The 19,013-nt window shown below is 71.9% G+C and carries 23 protein-coding genes; 14 read left to right on the top strand and 9 right to left on the bottom strand.

From position 1 onward, the window contains the following. Positions 1-34: 34 nt before the first annotated feature. Positions 35-715 (bottom strand): TetR/AcrR family transcriptional regulator, encoded by a 681-nt coding sequence (locus IQ210_RS36275; protein WP_194083480.1) that lies wholly within the window; start codon positions 713-715, stop codon positions 35-37. Between the two features lie 99 nt (positions 716-814). On the opposite strand from IQ210_RS36275, the gene IQ210_RS36270 reads away from it, so the two are divergent. Then, complete coding sequence (locus IQ210_RS36270; protein ID WP_194083479.1) at positions 815-1,378, top strand: NAD(P)H-dependent oxidoreductase; 564 nt, start codon at positions 815-817, stop codon at positions 1,376-1,378. Positions 1,379-1,448: 70 nt separating this feature from the next. On the opposite strand, the gene IQ210_RS36265 is transcribed toward IQ210_RS36270, so the two are convergent. Continuing rightward, positions 1,449-2,354: a LysR family transcriptional regulator gene (locus IQ210_RS36265; protein ID WP_194083478.1), complete on the bottom strand. Its 906-nt coding sequence runs from the start codon at positions 2,352-2,354 to the stop codon at positions 1,449-1,451. Positions 2,355-2,484: 130 nt separating this feature from the next. Between IQ210_RS36265 and IQ210_RS36260 the strand changes: the two genes are divergently transcribed. After that, a complete protein-coding gene (locus tag IQ210_RS36260) occupies positions 2,485-2,679 on the top strand; it encodes a hypothetical protein (RefSeq protein ID WP_194083477.1) in 195 nt (64 codons plus the stop codon). A gap of 13 nt (positions 2,680-2,692) precedes the next feature. On the opposite strand, the gene IQ210_RS36255 is transcribed toward IQ210_RS36260, so the two are convergent. Together IQ210_RS36255 and IQ210_RS36250 are read right to left on the bottom strand one after the other, a co-directional pair. Then, on the bottom strand, positions 2,693-3,574 hold the full coding sequence (locus tag IQ210_RS36255) for an LLM class F420-dependent oxidoreductase (RefSeq protein WP_194083476.1): 882 nt from the start codon (positions 3,572-3,574) through the stop codon (positions 2,693-2,695). A 73-nt stretch (positions 3,575-3,647) separates the two neighbouring features. Next, a complete protein-coding gene (locus IQ210_RS36250) occupies positions 3,648-4,616 on the bottom strand; it encodes a TerC family protein (RefSeq protein WP_194083475.1) in 969 nt (322 codons plus the stop codon). A gap of 239 nt (positions 4,617-4,855) precedes the next feature. Between IQ210_RS36250 and IQ210_RS36245 the strand changes: the two genes are divergently transcribed. Together IQ210_RS36245 and IQ210_RS36240 are read left to right on the top strand one after the other, a co-directional pair. Next, positions 4,856-5,830: an alpha/beta hydrolase gene (locus IQ210_RS36245; protein WP_194083474.1), complete on the top strand. Its 975-nt coding sequence runs from the start codon at positions 4,856-4,858 to the stop codon at positions 5,828-5,830. Positions 5,831-5,960: 130 nt separating this feature from the next. Continuing rightward, positions 5,961-7,154, top strand: coding sequence for a helix-turn-helix domain-containing protein (locus tag IQ210_RS36240; protein ID WP_194083473.1), 1,194 nt, complete (start codon positions 5,961-5,963; stop codon positions 7,152-7,154). A 6-nt stretch (positions 7,155-7,160) separates the two neighbouring features. Here the strand turns inward: IQ210_RS36240 and IQ210_RS36235 are convergent, their stop codons facing one another. Continuing rightward, complete coding sequence (locus IQ210_RS36235; protein ID WP_194083472.1) at positions 7,161-7,517, bottom strand: hypothetical protein; 357 nt, start codon at positions 7,515-7,517, stop codon at positions 7,161-7,163. A 146-nt stretch (positions 7,518-7,663) separates the two neighbouring features. Between IQ210_RS36235 and IQ210_RS36230 the strand changes: the two genes are divergently transcribed. The 4 genes from IQ210_RS36230 to IQ210_RS36215 all read left to right on the top strand — a co-directional run bounded on the left by IQ210_RS36230 (position 7,664) and on the right by IQ210_RS36215 (position 10,989). Then, a complete protein-coding gene (locus IQ210_RS36230; RefSeq protein WP_194083471.1) occupies positions 7,664-8,491 on the top strand; it encodes an aldo/keto reductase in 828 nt (275 codons plus the stop codon). Positions 8,492-8,637: 146 nt separating this feature from the next. Further along, positions 8,638-8,904, top strand: coding sequence for a hypothetical protein (locus IQ210_RS36225; RefSeq protein ID WP_194083470.1), 267 nt, complete (start codon positions 8,638-8,640; stop codon positions 8,902-8,904). A gap of 131 nt (positions 8,905-9,035) precedes the next feature. Next, positions 9,036-10,226, top strand: a complete 1,191-nt coding sequence (locus IQ210_RS36220) for a CaiB/BaiF CoA transferase family protein (protein ID WP_194083469.1) — start codon at positions 9,036-9,038, stop codon at positions 10,224-10,226. Between the two features lie 16 nt (positions 10,227-10,242). Beyond that, a complete protein-coding gene (locus IQ210_RS36215) occupies positions 10,243-10,989 on the top strand; it encodes a GntR family transcriptional regulator (protein WP_194083468.1) in 747 nt (248 codons plus the stop codon). Between the two features lie 79 nt (positions 10,990-11,068). Here IQ210_RS36215 and IQ210_RS36210 read toward each other — a convergent pair whose 3' ends face one another. Both IQ210_RS36210 and IQ210_RS36205 read right to left on the bottom strand, forming a co-directional pair. Then, positions 11,069-11,632, bottom strand: a complete 564-nt coding sequence (locus tag IQ210_RS36210; protein WP_194083467.1) for a PadR family transcriptional regulator — start codon at positions 11,630-11,632, stop codon at positions 11,069-11,071. A gap of 25 nt (positions 11,633-11,657) precedes the next feature. Next, on the bottom strand, positions 11,658-12,443 hold the full coding sequence (locus tag IQ210_RS36205) for an SGNH/GDSL hydrolase family protein (RefSeq protein ID WP_194083466.1): 786 nt from the start codon (positions 12,441-12,443) through the stop codon (positions 11,658-11,660). A 155-nt stretch (positions 12,444-12,598) separates the two neighbouring features. On the opposite strand from IQ210_RS36205, the gene IQ210_RS36200 reads away from it, so the two are divergent. Next, on the top strand, positions 12,599-13,435 hold the full coding sequence (locus tag IQ210_RS36200; RefSeq protein ID WP_194083465.1) for a DUF2182 domain-containing protein: 837 nt from the start codon (positions 12,599-12,601) through the stop codon (positions 13,433-13,435). 152 nt (positions 13,436-13,587) lie between these two features. Next, positions 13,588-14,247 (top strand): DUF1326 domain-containing protein, encoded by a 660-nt coding sequence (locus tag IQ210_RS36195; RefSeq protein WP_194083464.1) that lies wholly within the window; start codon positions 13,588-13,590, stop codon positions 14,245-14,247. Between the two features lie 83 nt (positions 14,248-14,330). Here IQ210_RS36195 and IQ210_RS36190 read toward each other — a convergent pair whose 3' ends face one another. Continuing rightward, a complete protein-coding gene (locus IQ210_RS36190) occupies positions 14,331-15,113 on the bottom strand; it encodes a TSUP family transporter (RefSeq protein ID WP_194083463.1) in 783 nt (260 codons plus the stop codon). Between the two features lie 102 nt (positions 15,114-15,215). On the opposite strand from IQ210_RS36190, the gene IQ210_RS36185 reads away from it, so the two are divergent. The 3 genes from IQ210_RS36185 to IQ210_RS36175 all read left to right on the top strand — a co-directional run bounded on the left by IQ210_RS36185 (position 15,216) and on the right by IQ210_RS36175 (position 17,113). Further along, on the top strand, positions 15,216-15,584 hold the full coding sequence (locus IQ210_RS36185) for a hypothetical protein (protein WP_194083462.1): 369 nt from the start codon (positions 15,216-15,218) through the stop codon (positions 15,582-15,584). 68 nt (positions 15,585-15,652) lie between these two features. Further along, positions 15,653-16,330: a DUF3105 domain-containing protein gene (locus tag IQ210_RS36180; RefSeq protein ID WP_194083461.1), complete on the top strand. Its 678-nt coding sequence runs from the start codon at positions 15,653-15,655 to the stop codon at positions 16,328-16,330. A gap of 105 nt (positions 16,331-16,435) precedes the next feature. Then, positions 16,436-17,113 carry a hypothetical protein gene (locus IQ210_RS36175; protein ID WP_228049105.1) on the top strand — a complete coding sequence of 226 codons (678 nt, stop codon included), beginning with the start codon at positions 16,436-16,438 and terminating at the stop codon, positions 17,111-17,113. A gap of 36 nt (positions 17,114-17,149) precedes the next feature. Here the strand turns inward: IQ210_RS36175 and IQ210_RS36170 are convergent, their stop codons facing one another. Beyond that, entirely contained in the window at positions 17,150-17,893 is a 744-nt protein-coding gene (locus IQ210_RS36170) for a class I SAM-dependent methyltransferase (protein WP_194083460.1), read from the bottom strand. A 200-nt stretch (positions 17,894-18,093) separates the two neighbouring features. Here IQ210_RS36170 and IQ210_RS36165 point away from each other — a divergent pair, with 200 nt between their 5' ends. After that, the gene (locus IQ210_RS36165) at positions 18,094-19,011 is read left to right on the top strand and encodes an NADP-dependent oxidoreductase (protein ID WP_194083459.1); all 918 of its coding nucleotides are present in this window, start codon (positions 18,094-18,096) and stop codon (positions 19,009-19,011) included. Positions 19,012-19,013: the final 2 nt, after the last annotated feature.

Genomic DNA, 19,013 nt, shown 5'->3' with positions numbered 1-19,013 from the left:
GCAGAACCTGTGGAGACCCCTCCCGGCGGGGCTCTCAGGCGGGCGGAGCGGTCCGCGTGACCCGGGCGACGAGGTCCGCCCAGCCGGCCTCCAGCCGCTCCATGGGCATCCCGCACTCCCTGGTCAGGTGGTGGATCTGGGCCGGGTCGAGGTACGCCAGCAGGGTCCGGGCCAGCAGCTCGCAGTCGGCGTCCGGCACGATCTGGCGCAGCAGGATCGTCACGTGCATGCCCACGGCCCGGTACGAGGGGTGGGAGAACCGGCGGGTGGGCTCCGGCTCCGCGGCCAGGTGGAGGTCCAGCTGCTCCACCGAGCGGTACAGCATGGCCACGCCGAAGGCGCGCAGCCGCTCCAGGGGCGGTGCGCCGGGCCCCAGGGGCGGCGGGCCGCTCATGAAGTCCGCCTGGAGCCGGCGCGCCGAGTGGTCCAGCAGCGCCATGAGCAGTCCGGTGCGGTCGCCGAAGCGGCGGAAGACGGTGCCCTTGCCGACCTGGGCGGCGGCGGCCACGGCCTCCATGGTGACCCCGGCCGCGCCGTGCTCGGCGATCAGCCGGGCGGCGGCCTCCAGCAGCCGGGCCCGGTTGCGCGCGGCGTCGGCGCGCAGGCACTGCTCCTCCTCGCGGGTGCCGAGCTGGAACAACTCGGTCTCACGAAGGGGATCTTGGGACCGCGGGAACGGCGGCAGATCGGCGGACATGACGACAGCGTAAAGCATCGGGAATGAAACTGGACCGCGGTCCGGTTAGGGTGATACACATTAAACGGACCCCGGTCCGGATTGTGACGGCAGTGTTTCAGCATCCCTGGAGTTAGCATGTCTGTTCGTATCCTTGCGCTCGTCGGCAGCCTTCGCGCCGGTTCGCACAACCGTCAGCTCGCGGAGGCGGCCGTCAAGTTCGCTCCCGAGGGTGCGAGCGTGGAGCTGTTCGAGGGCCTGGCCGAGATCCCGTTCTACAACGAGGACATCGACGTCGAGGGCAGCGTCCCGGCCCCCGCCGCCAAGCTGCGTGCCGCCGCCCAGGCCGCCGACGGCTTCCTGCTCTTCGTCCCCGAGTACAACGGCACCATCCCGGCCGTCCTGAAGAACGCCATCGACTGGCTGTCCCGCCCGTACGGCGCCGGCGCCTTCGGCGGCAAGCCGGCCGCCGTGGTCGGCACCGCGTTCGGCCAGTTCGGCGGCGTGTGGGCGCAGGACGAGACCCGCAAGGCCCTGGGCATCGCCGGCGCCAAGGTGCTGGAGGACGTCAAGCTCTCCATCCCCGGTTCCGTGGTCCGCTTCGCCGAGACCCACCCGGCCGACGACACCGAGGTCGCCGAGCAGCTGACCGAGGTCGTCGCCCGTCTGCACGGCCACGCCGGCGAGACGGTCGCCGCCTGATCGTCCGCACCACCTCGCGAGGGGCCGGAGCTGTTGGAGCTCCGGCCCCTCGCGCATGCCGTTCGTCGCTTCAGGCGACGGCGGTCGGGGCCAGGTCCCTGAGCTGGGCCAACGCGGCCTCCACCGCGGGACGTTCATGGCCGCCGCGCCGGGTGCAGGTGAGGAACCTGCGGTGCGGGTTGCGCGTGCACGGCACCCGGGTGATGGGCAGGTGCGGGGTGAGCTGGGCCAGCCGCGGGATGAGCGCGACACCGAGCCGATGGGCGACGAGCTGGGCGGTGACGTTCCAGTCCACGGCCTGGTGCACCACCTCGGGGCTGAACCCGGCCTCCCCGCAGGCGGAGATGACATGGGTCCGGCAGGGACTCTCCGGCATGGGTGCGATCCAGTCCTCGTGCGCCGCCTCCGAGAGGTCGACGCGTTCCCTGCCGGCCAGCGGGTGATCGGCGGGCACGACGAGGTCGAACGGGTCGTCCAGGAGCGGCCGTTGATCGAAGCGGGCGTCGCTCAGCGGCGGGTTGGACGGGGTCGCCTCGACGATCGCCAGGTCGATCTCGCCCTCGAAGAGCAGGTCGAAACTCTCCGGCACACCCGCCTCCCGGATGCGTACGGCCAGCCGCGGATACCGCTCCTGGAGCCGGGCCGCCATCGGTGCCAGCAGTACCGAGATCGCCACCGGGTACCCGCTCACCCGCAACGGCCCGGCCGGGGCGCCCCGTTCGGCGCGCAGGTCGATCTCGGCCTGCTCCCAGCGGGCCTGGATGGCATCGGCGTGCGTGAGCAGACTCTCGGCGGCCGGGGTGAGCCGTACCCCCCGGCCCTGCGGTTCGAGGAGGTCGACGCCCAGGTCGCGGGCGAGCTGACGGATCTGCTGCGAGGCGGCGGACGGGGTGAAGTGCAGGGCGCGGGCGGCCGCGGTGACCGTGCCGTAGTGCGCGACCGCTCGCAGGACGTGAAGCCGGCGCAGGTCAATCATGAAGTCCACGCTTCAAGGTGCCGTCCAGAAAGTCAACCTGGACGTGTACGAAAGCGATGCCGCACCCTGGATCGTGTCGCGACGGCCCCATCCGCGCCGGCCAACCGGCCACGACGTACGAGGAGTTCTCATGACCAGCACGACCCGCACCGGCTGCCCGCACTGCGGATGGCCGGACGACGCCGAGCCGTTCCAGGTGGTGTCCCGGCACGCGACCGCCGCGGGCAGCACGCTGTGGACGCGGTGCGGCTGCGGTTCCCTGCAGGTCCGCACCGTCGACGACCGCGGCATGCGCATCGTCTCGCGCAGCGGGCCCGCCCAGTAGTACTCCGTCAGGCTCAGTCGAGCCCGGCCAGCCGCTGGACGGCCGGGGCCGCGAAGCGTTCGATGAACGCCGCCGGTTCGCCGGTGCGGGGGGAGAGGATCACCGTCTCGATGCCGAGCTTGGTGTAGCCCGTGATGTCCCGGGTGAAGGCGTCCAGGTCGGCCGTGGCGAGCGCGTCGCCGCTGTAGGCGACGGTCTTGCGGATCGTGTCGTAGTCGCGGCCCTCGGTCTCGCAGTGGCCGCGCAGGACGTCCAGCTTGTGCGCGACCTCCTCCGGCGTGGTGGTGAAGAGGTTGCAGGCGTCGCCGTAGCGGGCGACCAGCCGGAGCGTCTTCTTCTCACCGCCACCGCCGATCATGATCTCGGGGCGCGGGCTGCTGACCGGGGCCGGGACGCACAGGGTCTCGGCGAGCCGGTAGTGCTTGCCCTCGAAGGGGCCGTTGGTGTCCGGGTCCCACATCTGGAGGCAGATCCGCAGGGTCTCCTCCAGCCGCTCGAACCGCTCGGCGAGCGGCGGGAACGGCACACCGAGGCCCGCGTGCTCCCGGTCGTACCAGGCGGCACCGATCCCGAGGGTGGCCCGGCCGCCGGACAGCACGTCGAGGGTGGTGGCGATCTTGGCGAGCAGTCCGGGGTGGCGGTAGGTCACCCCGGTGACCAGGGCGCCGAGCTGCACCGTGGAGGTACGGCCGGCGAGGTAGCCGAGGGTCGTGTAGGCCTCCAGCATCGGGTCCTCGGCGCCGTCGTTGAACTCCATCTGGAAGTAGTGGTCCATCACCGACAGCCAGCTGACCCCCGCGGCCTCGGCGGCGGCACCGGCCGCGCCGAGTTCGGCGGCGAGCGCGGGCCCGCCCCCGGGGTGGTCGAACCGGTTGATGTGCACGCCGACCCGCATGGCGGTCTCCGTTCCACTGGACCTTCGTCGTCCTGGCCGACGCTAGAACTTCGAGCGCTCTCGAAGTCAAGGGCTACGACGGGGAGACGCGCTCCTCCTCTTCCTGCTTCCTGGAGGCGCGCAGGCTCGTGAACGTGGTCACCGCGAGGACGAGCACGATGAAGCCGAGGGAGAAGGGGATGCTGATCTCGGGGACGTGCACGCCGGACTCGTGGAGTGCGTGCAGCAGGAGCTTGACGCCGATGAAGCCGAGGATGATCGACAGGCCGTAGCTGAGGTGGACGAGCCGCTTGAGGAGGCCGCCGATGAGGAAGTACAGCTGGCGCAGGCCCATCAGGGCGAAGGCGTTCGCCGTGAAGACGATGTACGGCTCCTCGGTGAGCCCGTAGATCGCGGGGATGGAGTCGAGGGCGAACAGCAGGTCCGTGGAGCCGATGGCCAGCATCACGACCAGCATCGGGGTCATGACCCGCTTGCCGTTCTGCTCGATCCACAGTTTGGTGCCGTGGTAGCGGTCGGCGACGCCGAAGCGCTCCTCGACCATCTTCAGCATCTTGTTCTCCTCGTACTCCTCCTCGTGGTTCCCCTTGCGGGCGTCCTGGACCAGCTTCCAGGCGGTCCAGATCAGGAAGGCCCCGAACAGGTAGAACACCCAGGAGAACGCGGAGATGATGGCCGCGCCGGCCGCGATGAACCCGGCGCGCAGCACCAGGGCGAGCAGGACGCCGACCATGAGCACCCGCTGCTGGTACTGCGAGGGCACCGCGAACTTGGACATGATCAGGACGAAGACGAAGAGGTTGTCGACGCTCAGCGACTTCTCGGTGATGAACCCCGCGAAGAACTCCCCGGCCGGGCCGCCCCCGCTGAAGGCGAGCAGGCCGATCCCGAAGAGACAGGCGAGCAGGATCCAGACGGCGGTCCAGACACCGGCTTCCTTGACCGACACGTCGTGCGGTTTACGGCCGATGAAGAAGTCGACGGCGATCAGCGCGCACAGGGCGGCGACGGTCACCAGCCAGGTGGTGAGGGAGACGTTCACGTGCTTACTCCTGGTGCGGGTGGGGGCCGCGGGTGGGGCCTTGACAGCGTTGTCTCAGGTTCCGATGCCTTCCACCACCGGAAGGTGAACAACGGGTCACGACCTGGCAAGATCGGCGTTCACGCCGGTGCCACCCGCCGTTCGGCGGGCAGCTTCCGCCGGACGGCGGCATCCGGGGCGAGCGGCTCGGTGCCGATGATGGGCACTCGAGCCGCCGCATCCCCGCGTGAGGAGAAGCCATGAGCCTGGTCCCGCCGCCCTTCGATCCCGAGCTGGCCGCCGCCCTGGAACTGATCAAGGACGTGATCTCGCCCGGCCTCACGCTCGACCAGATCGACGAGATACGCCAGGGGCCGGGCATCGCGCTGCTCGCCGAGCTGGACCTCACCCTCGACGGGTTCTTCGAGGTCGAGGACCGCAAGGTGCCGGGCCCCGAGGGCGCCCCCGAGATCTCGCTCCTGATCTGCCGCCCCACGGCTCCGCCCGCCTCGGGTCCGCGGCCCATCGTCTATCACGTCCACGGCGGCGGCATGGTCATCGGCAACAACAGGGTGGGCGTCGACGTCCCGCTGGCCTGGGCGAAGGAGGTGGACGCGGTCGTGGTGTCGGTCGAGTACCGGCTGGCTCCCGAGCATCCGCATCCCGCGCCGGTGGAGGACGTGTACGCCGGGCTGGTGTGGACGGCGGAGCACGCGGCGGAACTGGACGCCGATCCGGAGCGGATCGTCATCGCGGGCGCCAGCGCGGGCGGCGGCCTGAGCGCGGCGCTGGCGCTGCTCACGCGGGACCGCAAGGGGCCGCAGGTGATCGGGCAGGTCCTGATGTGCCCGATGCTGGACGACCGCAACGACACTCCGTCCGCCCAGCAGATGGCGGGCGTCGGCGTCTGGGACCGTACGGCCAACGAGACCGGCTGGACGGCCCTGCTGGGCGAGGCGCGCGGCGGCCCGGACGTCCCGGCGTACGCCGCGCCGGCCCGCGCCGAGGACCTGTCCGGCCTGCCGCCCGCGTTCCTCGACGTGGGCTCCGCGGAGACCTTCCGGGACGAGGTCGTCGCCTACGCCTCCCGCATCTGGCAGGCGGGCGGGGTGGCAGAGCTGCACGTCTGGCCGGGCGGCTTCCACGGCTTCGACGGCTTCGCCCCGCAGGCGGCGTTGTCGCAGGGGGCGCGGGCGGCTCAGCTGCGGTGGCTGCGGAGGTTGTTGGGGAGCTGAGGGGCGGTTCGCCTTTGGTGGTGGGTGGGGCGTGGGGGCGAGGTCATTACCGGTGCACTCGGCACCCCACGCCCCCCGCTGACACCCCCGGCCCTCCCCATTCCGCACCCTCATCCCGCACCATGGACCCATGAAAGAGCTGGCCGGGCGCCTGACCGCGCTGGACCCGGATGCCGGGGCCGCGGTGCAGGTCATCGCCTACTTCGATCGGCTGGCCGAGTCGCGGGCCGGGCTGGAGGCGCTGGTGCGGGGCGCCGCCGTGCTGGCCGGGGTGCCCGCGCGGCTCGTCGACGGGGAACGGCGGGTGCAGGTGCGCGTCGAGGCCGACGGCACCCGGCGGGACTCCGGGTCGCCGCCGGACCCGGCGTGGCCGTCCGCCGCGCTGTCGCCGGACGGCGTTCCCGCCCTGTGGCTGGAGCGGGCCGGGGCAGAGCCCAGCGTGGTGGACGCGGTGATCCTGGAGCGCGCCGCCGGTGCCGTACGACGGGTGCTCGACCGTACGCGGGGACGGGCCCCGGCGGACGATCCCGCGCTGGTGGAGACGCTGCTCGACGCGACGGCCCCCGAGTCGGCGCGGCTGCACGCGGCACGTCGGCTGGGCCTGGACCCGGCGGCACGCGCGCGTGCCCTCGCCCCGGCCGACGGTCCGCCCCAGGTGGTCCCCGAGAGGACGGCGGACGAACCGCCTGCCGGAAGGGTCGGCGCGGAACCGAACGTCCCGCTCGCAGGGAAAGCGGGCGCGGGTACGGTCATCCCGCCCACGGGGAAGTTCGGCGCGGGGCCGGCTGCCCCACCCACGCGAAAAGCGGCCGCAGGACCGGGCGTTCCGCTCGCGGGAAAGGCCGGCGCAGGACCGAGCGTCCCGCCCGCGGGAAGAGCCGGCGCAGGACCAACCATCCCGCTCGCGGGAAGAGTCGGCGTGGGCCCCGCCGTCCCGGTGCTCCGGTTGCCCGAGTCCTGGGACGCCGCCCGTGTCGCGCTGCGGTTCGCCTCGGAGGAGCCCGGCCGTCGTGTCGTGCACGCCGAGGAACTGGGCAGCCTCGCACTGCTCGCCGACCTCGTCGCACCCGGCGCCGAACCCCCGGCCGACGTACTGGCGTTGGAGGCGGCCGCGGCGACGGCACCCTGGCTGCTCGCCACACTGGACGCCGTCGCCTCGACGACGAGCCTCAGGGCGGCCGCCACGGAGATCAACGTCCACCACTCGACCCTCCAGGACCGCCTCACCCACGCAGAGCATCTGCTGGGCTGGCCGGTGCGCACACCACAGGGCCGCTTCAGGCTCCAACTGGCGCTGACGCTGCGCCACTTGACCCGCCCTTAGCTGACGTCACCGGAACTCGTGGACGACCTCGATCTCGCCGACGATGTGGGCGTTGAACTCGTCCAGTTCCTCCGCCGGTACCCACAGCTCCAGGATCGTCCGGCCGCCCGCCTGCTGGACGGGGTAGCGGCGCACGAACTCCGCGTCGACCTCGAAACGGGTGACGTATCCGACGCCGCTGTGCTTGACGTTCCAGTCGCGGGCGATCTTCACGGCGTAGTCCTCGTTCAGGACGGGGTAGAAGATCGGCTGCTCGGGCAGTCGGGGCGGCCAGGCGCGCCAGTTCAGCTCGCGCACCAGGGCCAGCTCCTCGGGGCCGGTGGGGCGCCAGAGGGTCGTCGTGGTGGGGCGGGGGCTGGTCATGGCTTCGCTTTCGGTCTGGGGAGCGCCGCGTCGAGTCGGCGGTCGGCATCTTGAACGTATCTGCTGATCAGGGGCCGGGCACATCATTTTCGTCACGGCATACCCGCGTTTGCAATTAACCCGCGCCTGCAACTACAGTCGTCTGCATGAGTACAGCCTTCCCCACCGTGACCCTCAACAACGGCATCGAGATCCCGCAGCTCGGCTTCGGCGTCTTCCAGGTCCCCGACCCCGAGACGGCCGCTGCGGTCACCTCGGCCCTGGAGGCCGGCTACCGCAGCATCGACACCGCGGCGATCTACGGCAACGAGGCGGGCGTCGGCCAGGCGCTCGCCGCGTCCGGCATCGCCCGCGACGACCTGTTCGTCACCACCAAGCTCTGGAACGCCGACCAGGGTTACGACGCCACCCTCAAGGCCTTCGACGCGAGCCTCGCCAAGCTGGGCCTCGACTTCGTCGACCTCTACCTCATCCACTGGCCCACCCCCGCCCGTGACCTGTACCGCGAGTCGTGGCGGGCCATCGAGAAGCTGGCCGGCGAAGGGCGCGTCCGTGCCGCGGGCGTCTCCAACTTCCAGCCCGCCCATCTGCGGCGGCTGCTCGACGACAGCTCGCTCGTCCCGGCCGTCAACCAGATCGAGCTGCACCCCGGCCTCCAACAGCGCGAACTGCGCGAACTGCACACCGAGTTGGGCATCGCGACCGAGGCGTGGAGCCCGCTCGCGCAGGGCGCGGTGCTGGGCGAGCCGGTGCTGACGTCGATCGCCGAGCGGTACGGCAAGTCGCCCGCACAGGTGGTGCTGCGCTGGCACCTCCAGCTCGGGAACGTCGTGATCCCGAAGTCGGTCACCCCGGCCCGTATCCGCGAGAACGCCGACGTCTTCGACTTCGCCCTCACCGACGAGGAGATGACGGCGATCGCCGGGCTCGATCGAGGTCTGCGGACGGGTCCGGACCCCGACACCCTCAACTAGGGGCGTCCCGCCGCGCGGCTCGGACAGGTTCCGGGAGGAGTTGCCGCTCAACGCCATGGGCAAGGTGTTGAAGGACCGATCGCGATGAGCCTCGTCTCGCCACCGACGACGCTTGTCGCGCGACCGCGGGAGAACGGAGAACCATCGTGACGACCCACCACGCCGCCGACCTGACGGCGGACCCGTCACCGGCACCGATAGAGCGGCTGGACGAGGAGATCATCGCCCTGCTGGCCCGCCGCCGCGCCATGGCCCGGGAACTGCCCCCTCCCGCACGTGCCCGCGCCGTGGACCCCGAGTTCGCGGAGACCGTCAAGGAGATCACGGACCGCTACCGCCAGGAACTCGGCGGCGCCGGCGAACTCGTCGCCCGCGCGGTGATGGTGCTCTGCCATCCGAGCCGCCAGTCCTGAGCACATGAGAGGGAGGGGACGCGTACGGGACTGCGCGTCCTTCCTCCGGGTCCGTCACAGCCGGTGTGTGGTGCGTGCCTCACCAGGGGCGGGTTGTCAGGTGCGGAAATTTGGCCGTACAAATGGGCCTCATGAGCGTACCGAAGCTTCCCCTCGCCGGGATCACGGTCGTCAGCCTGGAGCAGGCCGTCGCCGCTCCCTACGCCACCCGGCAGCTGGCCGACCTCGGGGCCAGGGTCATCAAGGTGGAGCGCCCGGGCGACGGCGACTTCGCCCGCCGGTACGACACCACGGTGCACGGCCACTCCAGCTATTTCGTCTGGCTGAACCGCTCCAAGGAATCCCTCACCCTGGACCTCAAGGACCCCCGGGGACTGGAGATCCTGCGCCAACTCCTCGACGGCGCCGACGTCTTCGTACAGAATCTCGCCCCCGGAGCGACCGACCGGCTCGGGCTCGGCACGGACGTGCTGGCCGAGCGGTACCCGCGGCTGATCCCGTGCACGATCTCCGGGTACGGCACCGACGGGCCGTGGGCGGACCGCAAGTCGTACGACCTGCTGGTGCAGTGCCAGACGGGGCTGGTGTCGCTGACCGGGACGCCCGAGGAGTCGGCGCGGGTCGGGATCTCCGTGGCGGACATCGCCGCCGGGATGTACGCCTACACCGGTGTCCTCACCGCCCTCTACACCCGCGCCACCACCGGGAAGGCCCACGCGGTGGAGGTCTCGCTCTTCGAGGCACTGGCCGAGTGGATGAGCCAGCCGGCCAATTACACCCGCTACGGCGGCTCCCAGCCCCCGAGGCTGGGCACCCAGCACGCCACCATTGCCCCGTACGGCGCCTTCACGGCCGCCGACGGCAAGGACGTGCTGTTCTCCATTCAGAACGAGCGCGAATGGGCCGCCCTGTGCGCGGAGTTCCTCGGGGACGCCGGGCTGGCCGAGGACCCGCGCTTCGCCACCGGTTCCGACCGGGTCGCGCACCGCGACGCGATCAACGCCATCGTCGCCGAGCGCTGCGCGCGGTCCGACGCCGCGGAGATCCTCAAGGACCTGGAGGACATCGGGATCGCGTGCGCCGGGGTCAACGACGTGGCCGCGTTCCTCGACCACCCGGTGCTGGCGGCCCGCGGCCGCTGGCGCGAGGTCGGCGTGCCGGGCGCCACCGTGCAGGCGCTGCTGCCGCCGGCCGACCTCGCGGGGCTGCCCGCGCGCATGGACCCGGTACCGGCCGTCGGCGAGCACACGGAGGCGATCCTCGAGCAACTGGGCCGTACCCGCGACGACATCGCGGCGCTGCGCGCCGACGGTGTGGTCTGAGGGGAGGCCGGCGCCGATGCTTCAGCAACCGCAGCGGGAGAGCGCCTATGTGAGGCTGGCCCGCGAACTGCGGGCCGCGATCCTGCGGCACGACTACCCCGAGGGGGTGCGGCTGCCGACCGAGGCCGAGTTGGCGGAGCGGTACGGGATCAGTCGGCAGACCGTGCGCCGGGCCTTCCAGGATCTCGTCGCCGAAGGCCTGGTCCACCGGGTGCCGGGGCGCGGCACCTTCGCCACGCCCCGCGACGAGCAGTACCTGCGCCAGTTCGGGTCGGTGGACGACCTGATGGGGCTCTCCCTCGACACCCGGACGGACCTGGTGACTCCCCTGCACCGGCGCGTCGACGTCGACGCGGCGGGCCGGCTCGGTCTGCACACCGACCGGGTGCACAAGCTGGCGTTCCTCCGACTGCACGAGGACACCGCGTTCTGTCACACCTCCGTCTTCCTGCCGCCCGCCGTGGGCCAGTTGCTGGAGTCGGTCCCCGAACTGACCGATCCCGGTACGTCCAGTGCCTTCACCGTCATCGAGCTGCTCGACCGCCGGCTGCCCGAGCCGATCGCCGAGGCCGAGCAGAGCATCACGGTCGCGGAGGCCACCCCCGAACTCGCCGATCACCTCGGCTGCGAGGTGGGCCGCGCACTGCTGCGCATCGACCGGGTCTACCAATCAGCCGGCGGACATCTCGTCGAGCTGGCGATCAGCCACTTCCTGCCCGAGCACTACTCGTACCGGGTGCGGCTCCGCCGCAGCGGCACGTAGACAAGGCCCGCAAGGGCTGAGGCTGTCCGATCAGGACGACCTGGGCGCTCGCGCAGCCCCCACCCACCGGCGACCCGGCTCAGCCGCGGGCGGCGAGGCGTTCCAGAACCGTCTCGGCCCACCGGAGGTTCCCGCGCTCGAAGGCCATGCCGCCGAGGAGGGTGAGGTAGGGGCCGATGCGGTCGGCGGTGGCGAAGTACTCGTCCTCGGTCCGGCCGGCCAGCATGCGTTCCTGCATGCGCTCGTAGCGGGCCAGTTTCGTGGCGGAGCGTTCCCTGCGCTCGGCGACCGCTTCGCGTACGGCACGGATGTCGTCGCGGTCGGCGATGTCGAGGCACTGGACCTTGACCATGAGCTCGTCGCGGATGGCCGTCGGCTTGGCGGGCGCGTGGGCGACGTAGGACCGCAGGACGTCGAGTCCGGCGTCGGTGAGGGAGAAGAGCCGCTTGTTGGGGCGGCGTTCCTGCTGGACCACGCGGGCGGAGACGAGCCCTTCGCTCTCCATGCGCTCCAGCTCGCGGTACAGCTGCTGCGGGGTGGCCATCCAGAAGTTGGCGACGGAAGCCTCGAAGCCCTTGGCGAGGTCGTATCCGGAGGCCTCGCCCTCCAGGAGGGCCGCCATCACCGCGTTGCGCAGAGCCATGCACTCAACCTAACAGCCGGTTCGATCAGTCCAGGGCGAGGACCGGGAGCAGCTCAGGGCGCTTGGCCTGCCGTCCGTCGCCGGACGAACGGCCCGTCACCCGCCGTACCAGCCAGGGCCCCAGGAAGGAACCGGCCCAGCGCACTTCACCGCCGAGGGCCCGCAGGCCCGAGGCCGCGCGCGGGTCGGCGGGCAGGTCCCGGGTCCAGCTGTCGTCGCTGCCCGGCAGGGCGAGCGCGTGGGCGACCGCCGCGGCGATACGGGCGTGCCCGAGGGGACTGGCGTGCAGCCGGTCGGGGCTCCAGAGGCGGGGGTCGGTGACAACCGGGTGGTCGGCGGTCTCGGCGACCAGCACGCCGTGCCGGGCCGCCGCCTCCCGGATGCGGGCGTTGAGGGCGGTGACGCGGGGGCCGACGGGGCGGGCCAGCGGGGTGATCCGGGAGGCGTCGGGGAAGGTCAGCGTCGCCACGCGGGTGCCCTGGGCGGTGAGCGCGGCGAACATCGCCTCCAGGTGTCCGGCCACCTCGTCGGCGTCGAAGCGGGGGCGCAGCAGGTCGTTCACCCCGGCGACGACCGTGGCGAGGTCGGGCTGCAACGCGAGGGCGGGCGCGAGCTGTTCGGCCCGTACCTGTCCGGCGAGGCGGCCGCGGACGGCGAGGTTGGCGTAGAGCAGCCCCGGCGACTGCCGTACGAGCTGCTCGGCGAGCCGGTCCGCCCACCCGCGCAGTCCCTGTACGTCGTCGCCGTCGCCGAGCCCCTCGGTCTGGCTGTCGCCGAGGGCGACGTACCGCGCGTACCGGCTGTCCACCATGAGCGCCCCGCTTCGTCGTCCACCACTGAATTACACACCTACTCGCATTATTGACTATAGATGGTCCGCGCGGTCACGGCACCGCCCCGTGCGGACGCGGTCGCGTTGCGCGGGGACCTGTGCTGTGCTGGAAGCAGTCGCAGGAGAGCACGCCGATGCGTCACAGCCGTACGTCCGTCGTCGCATCCGCTCCGCCGGTCGCGCCGACCGGAGCGGGCGGCGGGCTGCTGCCGGCGAAGGATCTCGCGGCCGCCTGGTTCCTGGTGGTGCTGATCGCGGTGCCCGCCTGGGTGCTGACGATCGGCCAGGCCCGGGACATGGGGGTCGAGCCCGGCACCATGGGGATGGCGCTGCCGCTGTTCCTGCTGCTCTGGGTGACGATGATGGCGGCGATGATGCTGCCGTCCATGGCGCCGGTGGCCATCACCTGGGTGCGGGGCATCGGCCGGCAGTCCTCGGGCTGGGTCCGGACCGCCCGTACCGTCGAGTTCATCGCGGGATACCTGCTGGTGTGGACGGCGTTCGGGCTCCTCGCCTACGTGGCCCTCGCCCTGACCGGAAACCTCGTCGACGACCACCCCACCGCCGGCCGCTGGATCGGCTCGGTCGCCTTCCTGCTCGCGGGCCTGTACCAGCTGGGCCCGCTGAAGTACGTCTGCCTCCGGCACTGCCGCGACCCGCTGAGCCACCTCGTGCGCTACTCCGGCTTCCGGGGGCCGGTCCGCGATCTGCGGGTGGGGCTGCACCACGGCGCCTACTGCGTCGGCTGCTGCGCCGGGCTGATGGTCGTCCTCGTGCCGCTGGGCGTGATGAACGTGGCGGCGATGGCCGGGCTGGCCGTGGTGATCTTCCTGGAGAAGCTGTCGCCCCGGGGTGTGCTGCTGGGTCGCTTCGTGGGCGTCGTGTTCCTCGTCCTGGCCGTGCTCGCGCCCTTCCAGGACTGGCTGCTGCCGGGACTGCAGGACTCGATGCCGTCGATGGACGGCATGTGATCCCCTGCGCCTGACCGGGCGGGTTCCGCGCGAGGGGCGGGAGGTGCAAGCTGGAAGGGAGACCGTCTCCCGATCCCGGGACGACCGGGCTCGGCACACGCGGTCTCGCCACTCCGAGTGAGCTCCCCGGGGCTCGGCAGGAGGGAAGCGAGATGACTGAACAGGCCACCCCCACCGCGCCGCGCTGGCATCTGGCCGGCGACTGGTTCGACGTGTGCAAGTGCGCCGTCCCCTGCCCGTGCACGTTCGCACAGCCCCCGACGTACGGCGACTGCGAAGGCGTCATGGTCTGGCACATCCGGGAGGGCAACTACGGCGACGTCCGGCTCGACGATCTGAACGTCCTGATGCTCGCCTCCTTCACGGGTGACGTCTGGGCCGGCGAGCACACCGACCCCTACGCAGCGGTCTTCCTCGACGAACGCGCCGACGAGCGACAGCGGGCCGCACTGGGAGCCGTCTTCGGCGGCGAGGCGGGCGGCTGGCCGGCGCAGTTCGGGGCGATGTTCCATCCCGAGATGCGCGGCATGGACGTCGTACCCCTCCACGTCGACGTGGACGACGACCTCGGCACCTGGCGGGCCGAGATCCCCGACCGGGTCACGGCCGCCGCCGAGGCCCTCACCGGTCCGACCACCCCCGACGGCAGCCGCGTCCAGGTCCACAACGCGCCCGGCGCCGAGGTCGGACCGGGCCAGGTCGCCACGTGGGGCCGAGCCACCACCGACCGCGCCAACGCCTTCGGCTTCTCCTGGGACCGCTCGGGCAAGTCGAGCAAGTACTTCCCGTTCGACTGGAGCGGCCCGGACTGAGGCCGGTCGGTTCGCCTTTTGCGCGGGCGCGCCAGATAGGTCGCGGGCGCGCACGGGACGGCCCTGCGAGCCCGTTCCCCGGATCAGCTCAGCGCGGCGATGCCGTACGACGCCCCCAGCGCGGCGGCCAGCGTGCCGAGCAGGAGGCGGAGTGCCGTGTCCGGGACGTGGGGCTGGAGGTGGGCGCCGAGGTAGCCGCCGATCAGGCCGCCGAGGCCGCAGGCCAGGCCGAGGGACCAGTCGGGGGCGACGTCTCCGGAGCCCGTCAGGGAGAGCAGTGCGAAGGCGGTGGCTCCGGCCAGCGAGGTCACGAAGGTGGAGGCCAGCGCGGCCGGTGCGACCTGGGCGACCGGCAGACCCCGGCCGACCAGGAGCGGGCCGAGCAGTGAACCGCCCCCGATGCCGTAGACCCCGCCGACGATCCCCACCGCCAGCGCGAGCCCCGTGACGGCGCGCGGGGACGGCATCATCGCCGTCGCGGTGACCCGTGCCGGACGCAGGGTCCTCGTGATCAGCCACCCGCCCAGCGGCAGAAGCAGCAGCGCCACCAGAAGGCGGAACACGCCGGGCCCCGGCACCGCGAAGACCCGTACGGCGGCACCGATCACCACGCCCGGCAGCGTGCCGGCCACCAGCAGCCGCGTCAGCGGACCGCGCAGTCTGCCGTCCCGGTGGAAACGCACCAGCGCTCCCGGCCCGGCCACCACGTTGAACAGCAGGTTCGTCGGCGTGACGGCCGGACTGGGCACGCCGAACACGCTCAACTGCACCGGCAGCAGGAACACCGCGCCGGACACCCCCACGGGCGAGGTGACCACCGCGATCAAGAGCCCGGCGACCAGCCCGCCGATCTCCGACTCTCCCAACCTTGCCCGCCCTCCCCTACGACACCGGACATCCTCCCCCGGCTGCCTCCCCCACCACACCCTCACCTACCCTGAGACCTCGAAAGGGTGGGGAAAGAACAGATGCGTGCGGGGCGGCGGACCGGAGCCGTGGTGCTGGGCCTGCTGGTGGCCCTGGCCACGCTGCTCGGTGCGGCCTGTCTGTGTGCCCGAGGCCCGCAGCCGGCGGCGTATCACGCACCCGCGACGGTCGTTCTCGGCGTGCCGGACCAGCAGGTGCGTGAGCACGTCTGCGTCTCCTCCGGCCACGACCGGTGCGGCGGAAAAGTCGTCGTCGGCAAGCCCAGCACCGCACCGGGCCCGCACCCCCAACCCGTCGCCCCGCCCACGCGCGTGGACACCCGGCCGGCCCTCGCCGCCCCCGCCCGCACCCCATACACCGCGGAGCCCCGCGCCCCCGACCTCCACGCCCTTCAGGTGCTGCGGACCTAGACCGGACGCCGATCCCCCGACCATCCACCGGCGTCCGTCGATCTCCGCTGCCCACAAGGGACTTCACCATGGCTTCCGCCAACTCCAAGAACACCAGAACGAACCCGAAGAAGAACAGGAACACCAACGCCTCCAAGGCCGAGGCGCGCCGCGCCCGCGTCGAGGAACAGCGCCGCGCCGAGCAGGCCCGCGAGCGCCGCAACCGGATCATCACCGTCGCCGTGTCCGCCGCGATCCTCGCCGGACTGATGGGCGGCGGCTGGTACTTGCTCGACGCCGCCGACGCCGAGGAACAGGCCCAGGCGGCGCCGGTCTCCGGCGAGAAGACGTGGGCGAAGCTGAGCCAGACCCACGTCGACACCGCAGTGAACTACCCGATGACACCGCCGGTCGGCGGCGATCACGCCCCCGTCTGGCAGAACTGCAACGGCGACGTCTACACCGACCCGATACAGAACGAGAACGCCGTGCACTCCCTGGAACACGGCGCGGTCTGGATCACGTACAACGACAAGGCGTCGGACGCGGACGTCAAGGCGCTCTCCGACAAGGTCGCCAAGACGCCGTACACGCTGATCAGCCCGTACCCCGACCAGTCCTCGCCGATCACGCTCTCCGCCTGGGGCCACCAGCTGAACGTGACGAAGAGGTCCGATCCCCGGGTGTCCGAGTTCCTGGAGAAGTACGTCCAGGGCAGGCAGACTCCGGAGCCGGGCGCCGCCTGCACGGGCGGCAAGTCCGCGTGAGCACGGTCGCGTGACGCCCGGTGGCCGGGTGCTGCGGCACCCGGCCACCGGGCATGCTTGCCCTCTCCCACGAAACCGCCACCACCAGTCAGGGGGACGACACCGGTGAGCGACGACACGCCCCGCACGTACGCTCCGCTTCCGGACCGCCGGGACGACCGCCGTGCCGCCTTCCACGGGCACGTGGCGCAGCTCATCGAACTCCTCGGCGCCGAGCCGCCCGCCACTCCCGGTCCGGGCCGGGAGTGGGAGCACGAGGCACGGTCGATCGTCCGGCGCACCCTGCGCGCGGCGGACGTGCCCCCGGAGGGACTCTTCGAGCAGCTGGTCCGGACCGGGGTGTACGACCCGAACCCCAGCTTCAACCGGCAGTTCATCGAACCGGCCGTCCTTCTCTACGGCCGTCGACGGGTGAAGGCGGCGCTGATCGACGTGCTGCGCACCGGCAGCGACGCGGAGCGGGCCGGAGCCGCCCGCGCCTGGTACTGGACGGGGGTGTCCGTGCGCTACCTCGACCGGGAGAACCGCGTCATGACGCCCGAGAGCCGGGCCGAGGTCGACTCCGTCGCCGACCTCGGGGCCGAGTGGCAGGAGGCGGCGCTCCGGGAGTTCGTCGCGAACGAGGATCTCGACGTGCGCCGGTGCCTCCTGCCGGGCCTCGTCCTGAACGCCCGGCGCCGGCCCGCCGAGCTCCACGGCCTGGTGGCCGAGGCGGTGCGCATCGCCCGCAACCATCCGGACGCGTACCTGCGGCATCGCGTCGAGATCCAGGTCGGAGAGTAGGGGCGGGGGCGGGTCATACCGCCCCGAGGCGGGCGTTCAGGCCCGGCAGCGGAGCATCACCAGCGGCGGGTGGGCCAGCAGGTCCGCCCAGAACTCCTCACCGAACTCCCGGACGCCGGCCTCGGACACGCTCAGCGGCACCCACTCGATCTCGCTGAACCCGGCCGCGCGCAGCGACTCCTCGTAGACCTCGCGGCGCGGAACCGTGCCGAGGATGCTGATCGGCTGCGGTTCGAGGAGGGCGGTGACCCGGCACCGCGGGCCCGCCTCGGCCTCCTCGCCGGTCGGCTCGCAGCGGAAGCCGTACGTGTCGAGGGACGCGCAGTCGAATCGGTAGTCGGGCCGCTGGCAGAGCACGAAGAACTCGCCGCCCGGCACCAGGTTCCGGTGGATGTTGCGGCACATCCGCTCCAACTCGGCGATGCTCTCGGCGTAGTTGAGGCACTGCACGCCGAGGGCGACGTCGAACCTGGTGTCCAGCGGCCGCAGTTCGGCCACGTCACCGACCTCGTAGCGCACGCCGAGCGGTTCGCGCCGCTCCATGTCCTGTGCGGCGGCGATCATCTCGCCGGAGATGTCGACCCCGAAGACGTCCGTGGCGCCGCGCCGCTTGAACTCCCGGCTGTAGAAGCCGGTTCCGCACGCCAGATCCAGCACCGACCTGCCGCGCACGTCCCCGACCAGGGCCAGGAAGCTGGGCACTTCGCCGAAGCGCGTCAACGGCAGGGACTTGAACCCCTCGAAGGCCTCACCGATCGCGTCGTACTGCTGGACACTCATGTGTCTCCCCCTTCGCTTGCGGATCATCGGTACGCGGCAGCGAGTCTCCCTCCGCCCGGTCCGGCGTCCGTACTGGCAGATGACACGAAGAAGTCGGCCGCCGACGCTCGTATCACCCAACACGTCCGGGAACAGAGGTCCGCCCCGGAACCGTTGAAGGCGGGGTCCCTGTCCCGACTCCGAGGTGCGGTGGTCAAGTGATGAAGGCGGTACGGTTCCACGCGTACGGCGAGATCGACGTGCTCCGCGTCGAGGACGTGCCACGTCCGTCACCCGGGCCGGGGCAGGTGCTCGTCGAGGTCCGCGCGGCCGGCATCCAGCCCGGCGAGGTGATGATCCGCAGGGGCGCGCGGCACGGGCGCTGGCCGGCGACGTTCCCCTCCGGGCAGGGCAGTGATCTGGCCGGCGTGGTGGTGGACCTCGGCCCCGAGGTGCGCGGCTTCGCGGTGGGCGACGAGGTGCTGGGCTTCACCCATCGGCGGGCGAGTCACGCGGAGTTCGTCGTGGTGGACGACGTGAACCTGGTCTCCCGTCCGCAGGGGCTGCCCTGGGAGGTGGCCGGGTCGCTGTACGTGGCCGGGACGACCGCGTACGCCACCGTGTTCGCCGTGGATCCCGGCCCCGGGGACACGGTCGTGGTGTCCGGCGCGGCGGGCGGAGTCGGGTCGCTGGCCGTGCAGTTGGCGCGACGGCGGGGCGCCACGGTGATCGGGCTGGCGAGCGCGCGGAACCACGCCTGGCTGAAGGAGCGCGGGGTCGTCCCGGTCGCGTACGGCGAGGGCGTGGCCGATCGGGTCCGGGAGGCGTCCGGCGGGCAGGTCGACGCGTTCATCGACACGTTCGGCGACGGATATGTGGACCTGGCGGTGGAGTTGGGCGTTCGGCCCGAGCGGATCAACACGATCCGCGACTGGCAGGCCGCCGCCAAGGTCGGCGCGCGGACCTACGGCGAGGGCTCGGCGGCCTGCGCGGTCGTCCTCGGCGAACTGGCCCGCCTCGCCGCCCGCGGGGAACTGGAGGTCCCGGTCGCCCGCACCTACCCGCTGGAGCAGGTGCGGGACGCGTACCGCGAACTGGAGCAGGGGCACACGCACGGCAAGATCGTGCTGCGCCCCTAGCC

Origin of the sequence: Streptomyces justiciae (assembly GCF_015163075.1) — a bacterium.
In the GTDB taxonomy this organism is placed as follows: Bacteria; Actinomycetota; Actinomycetes; order Streptomycetales; family Streptomycetaceae; genus Streptomyces; species Streptomyces justiciae.
Note: the sequence above shows the minus strand (reverse complement) of the source record. Positions and strands in the feature narration are given on the sequence as shown.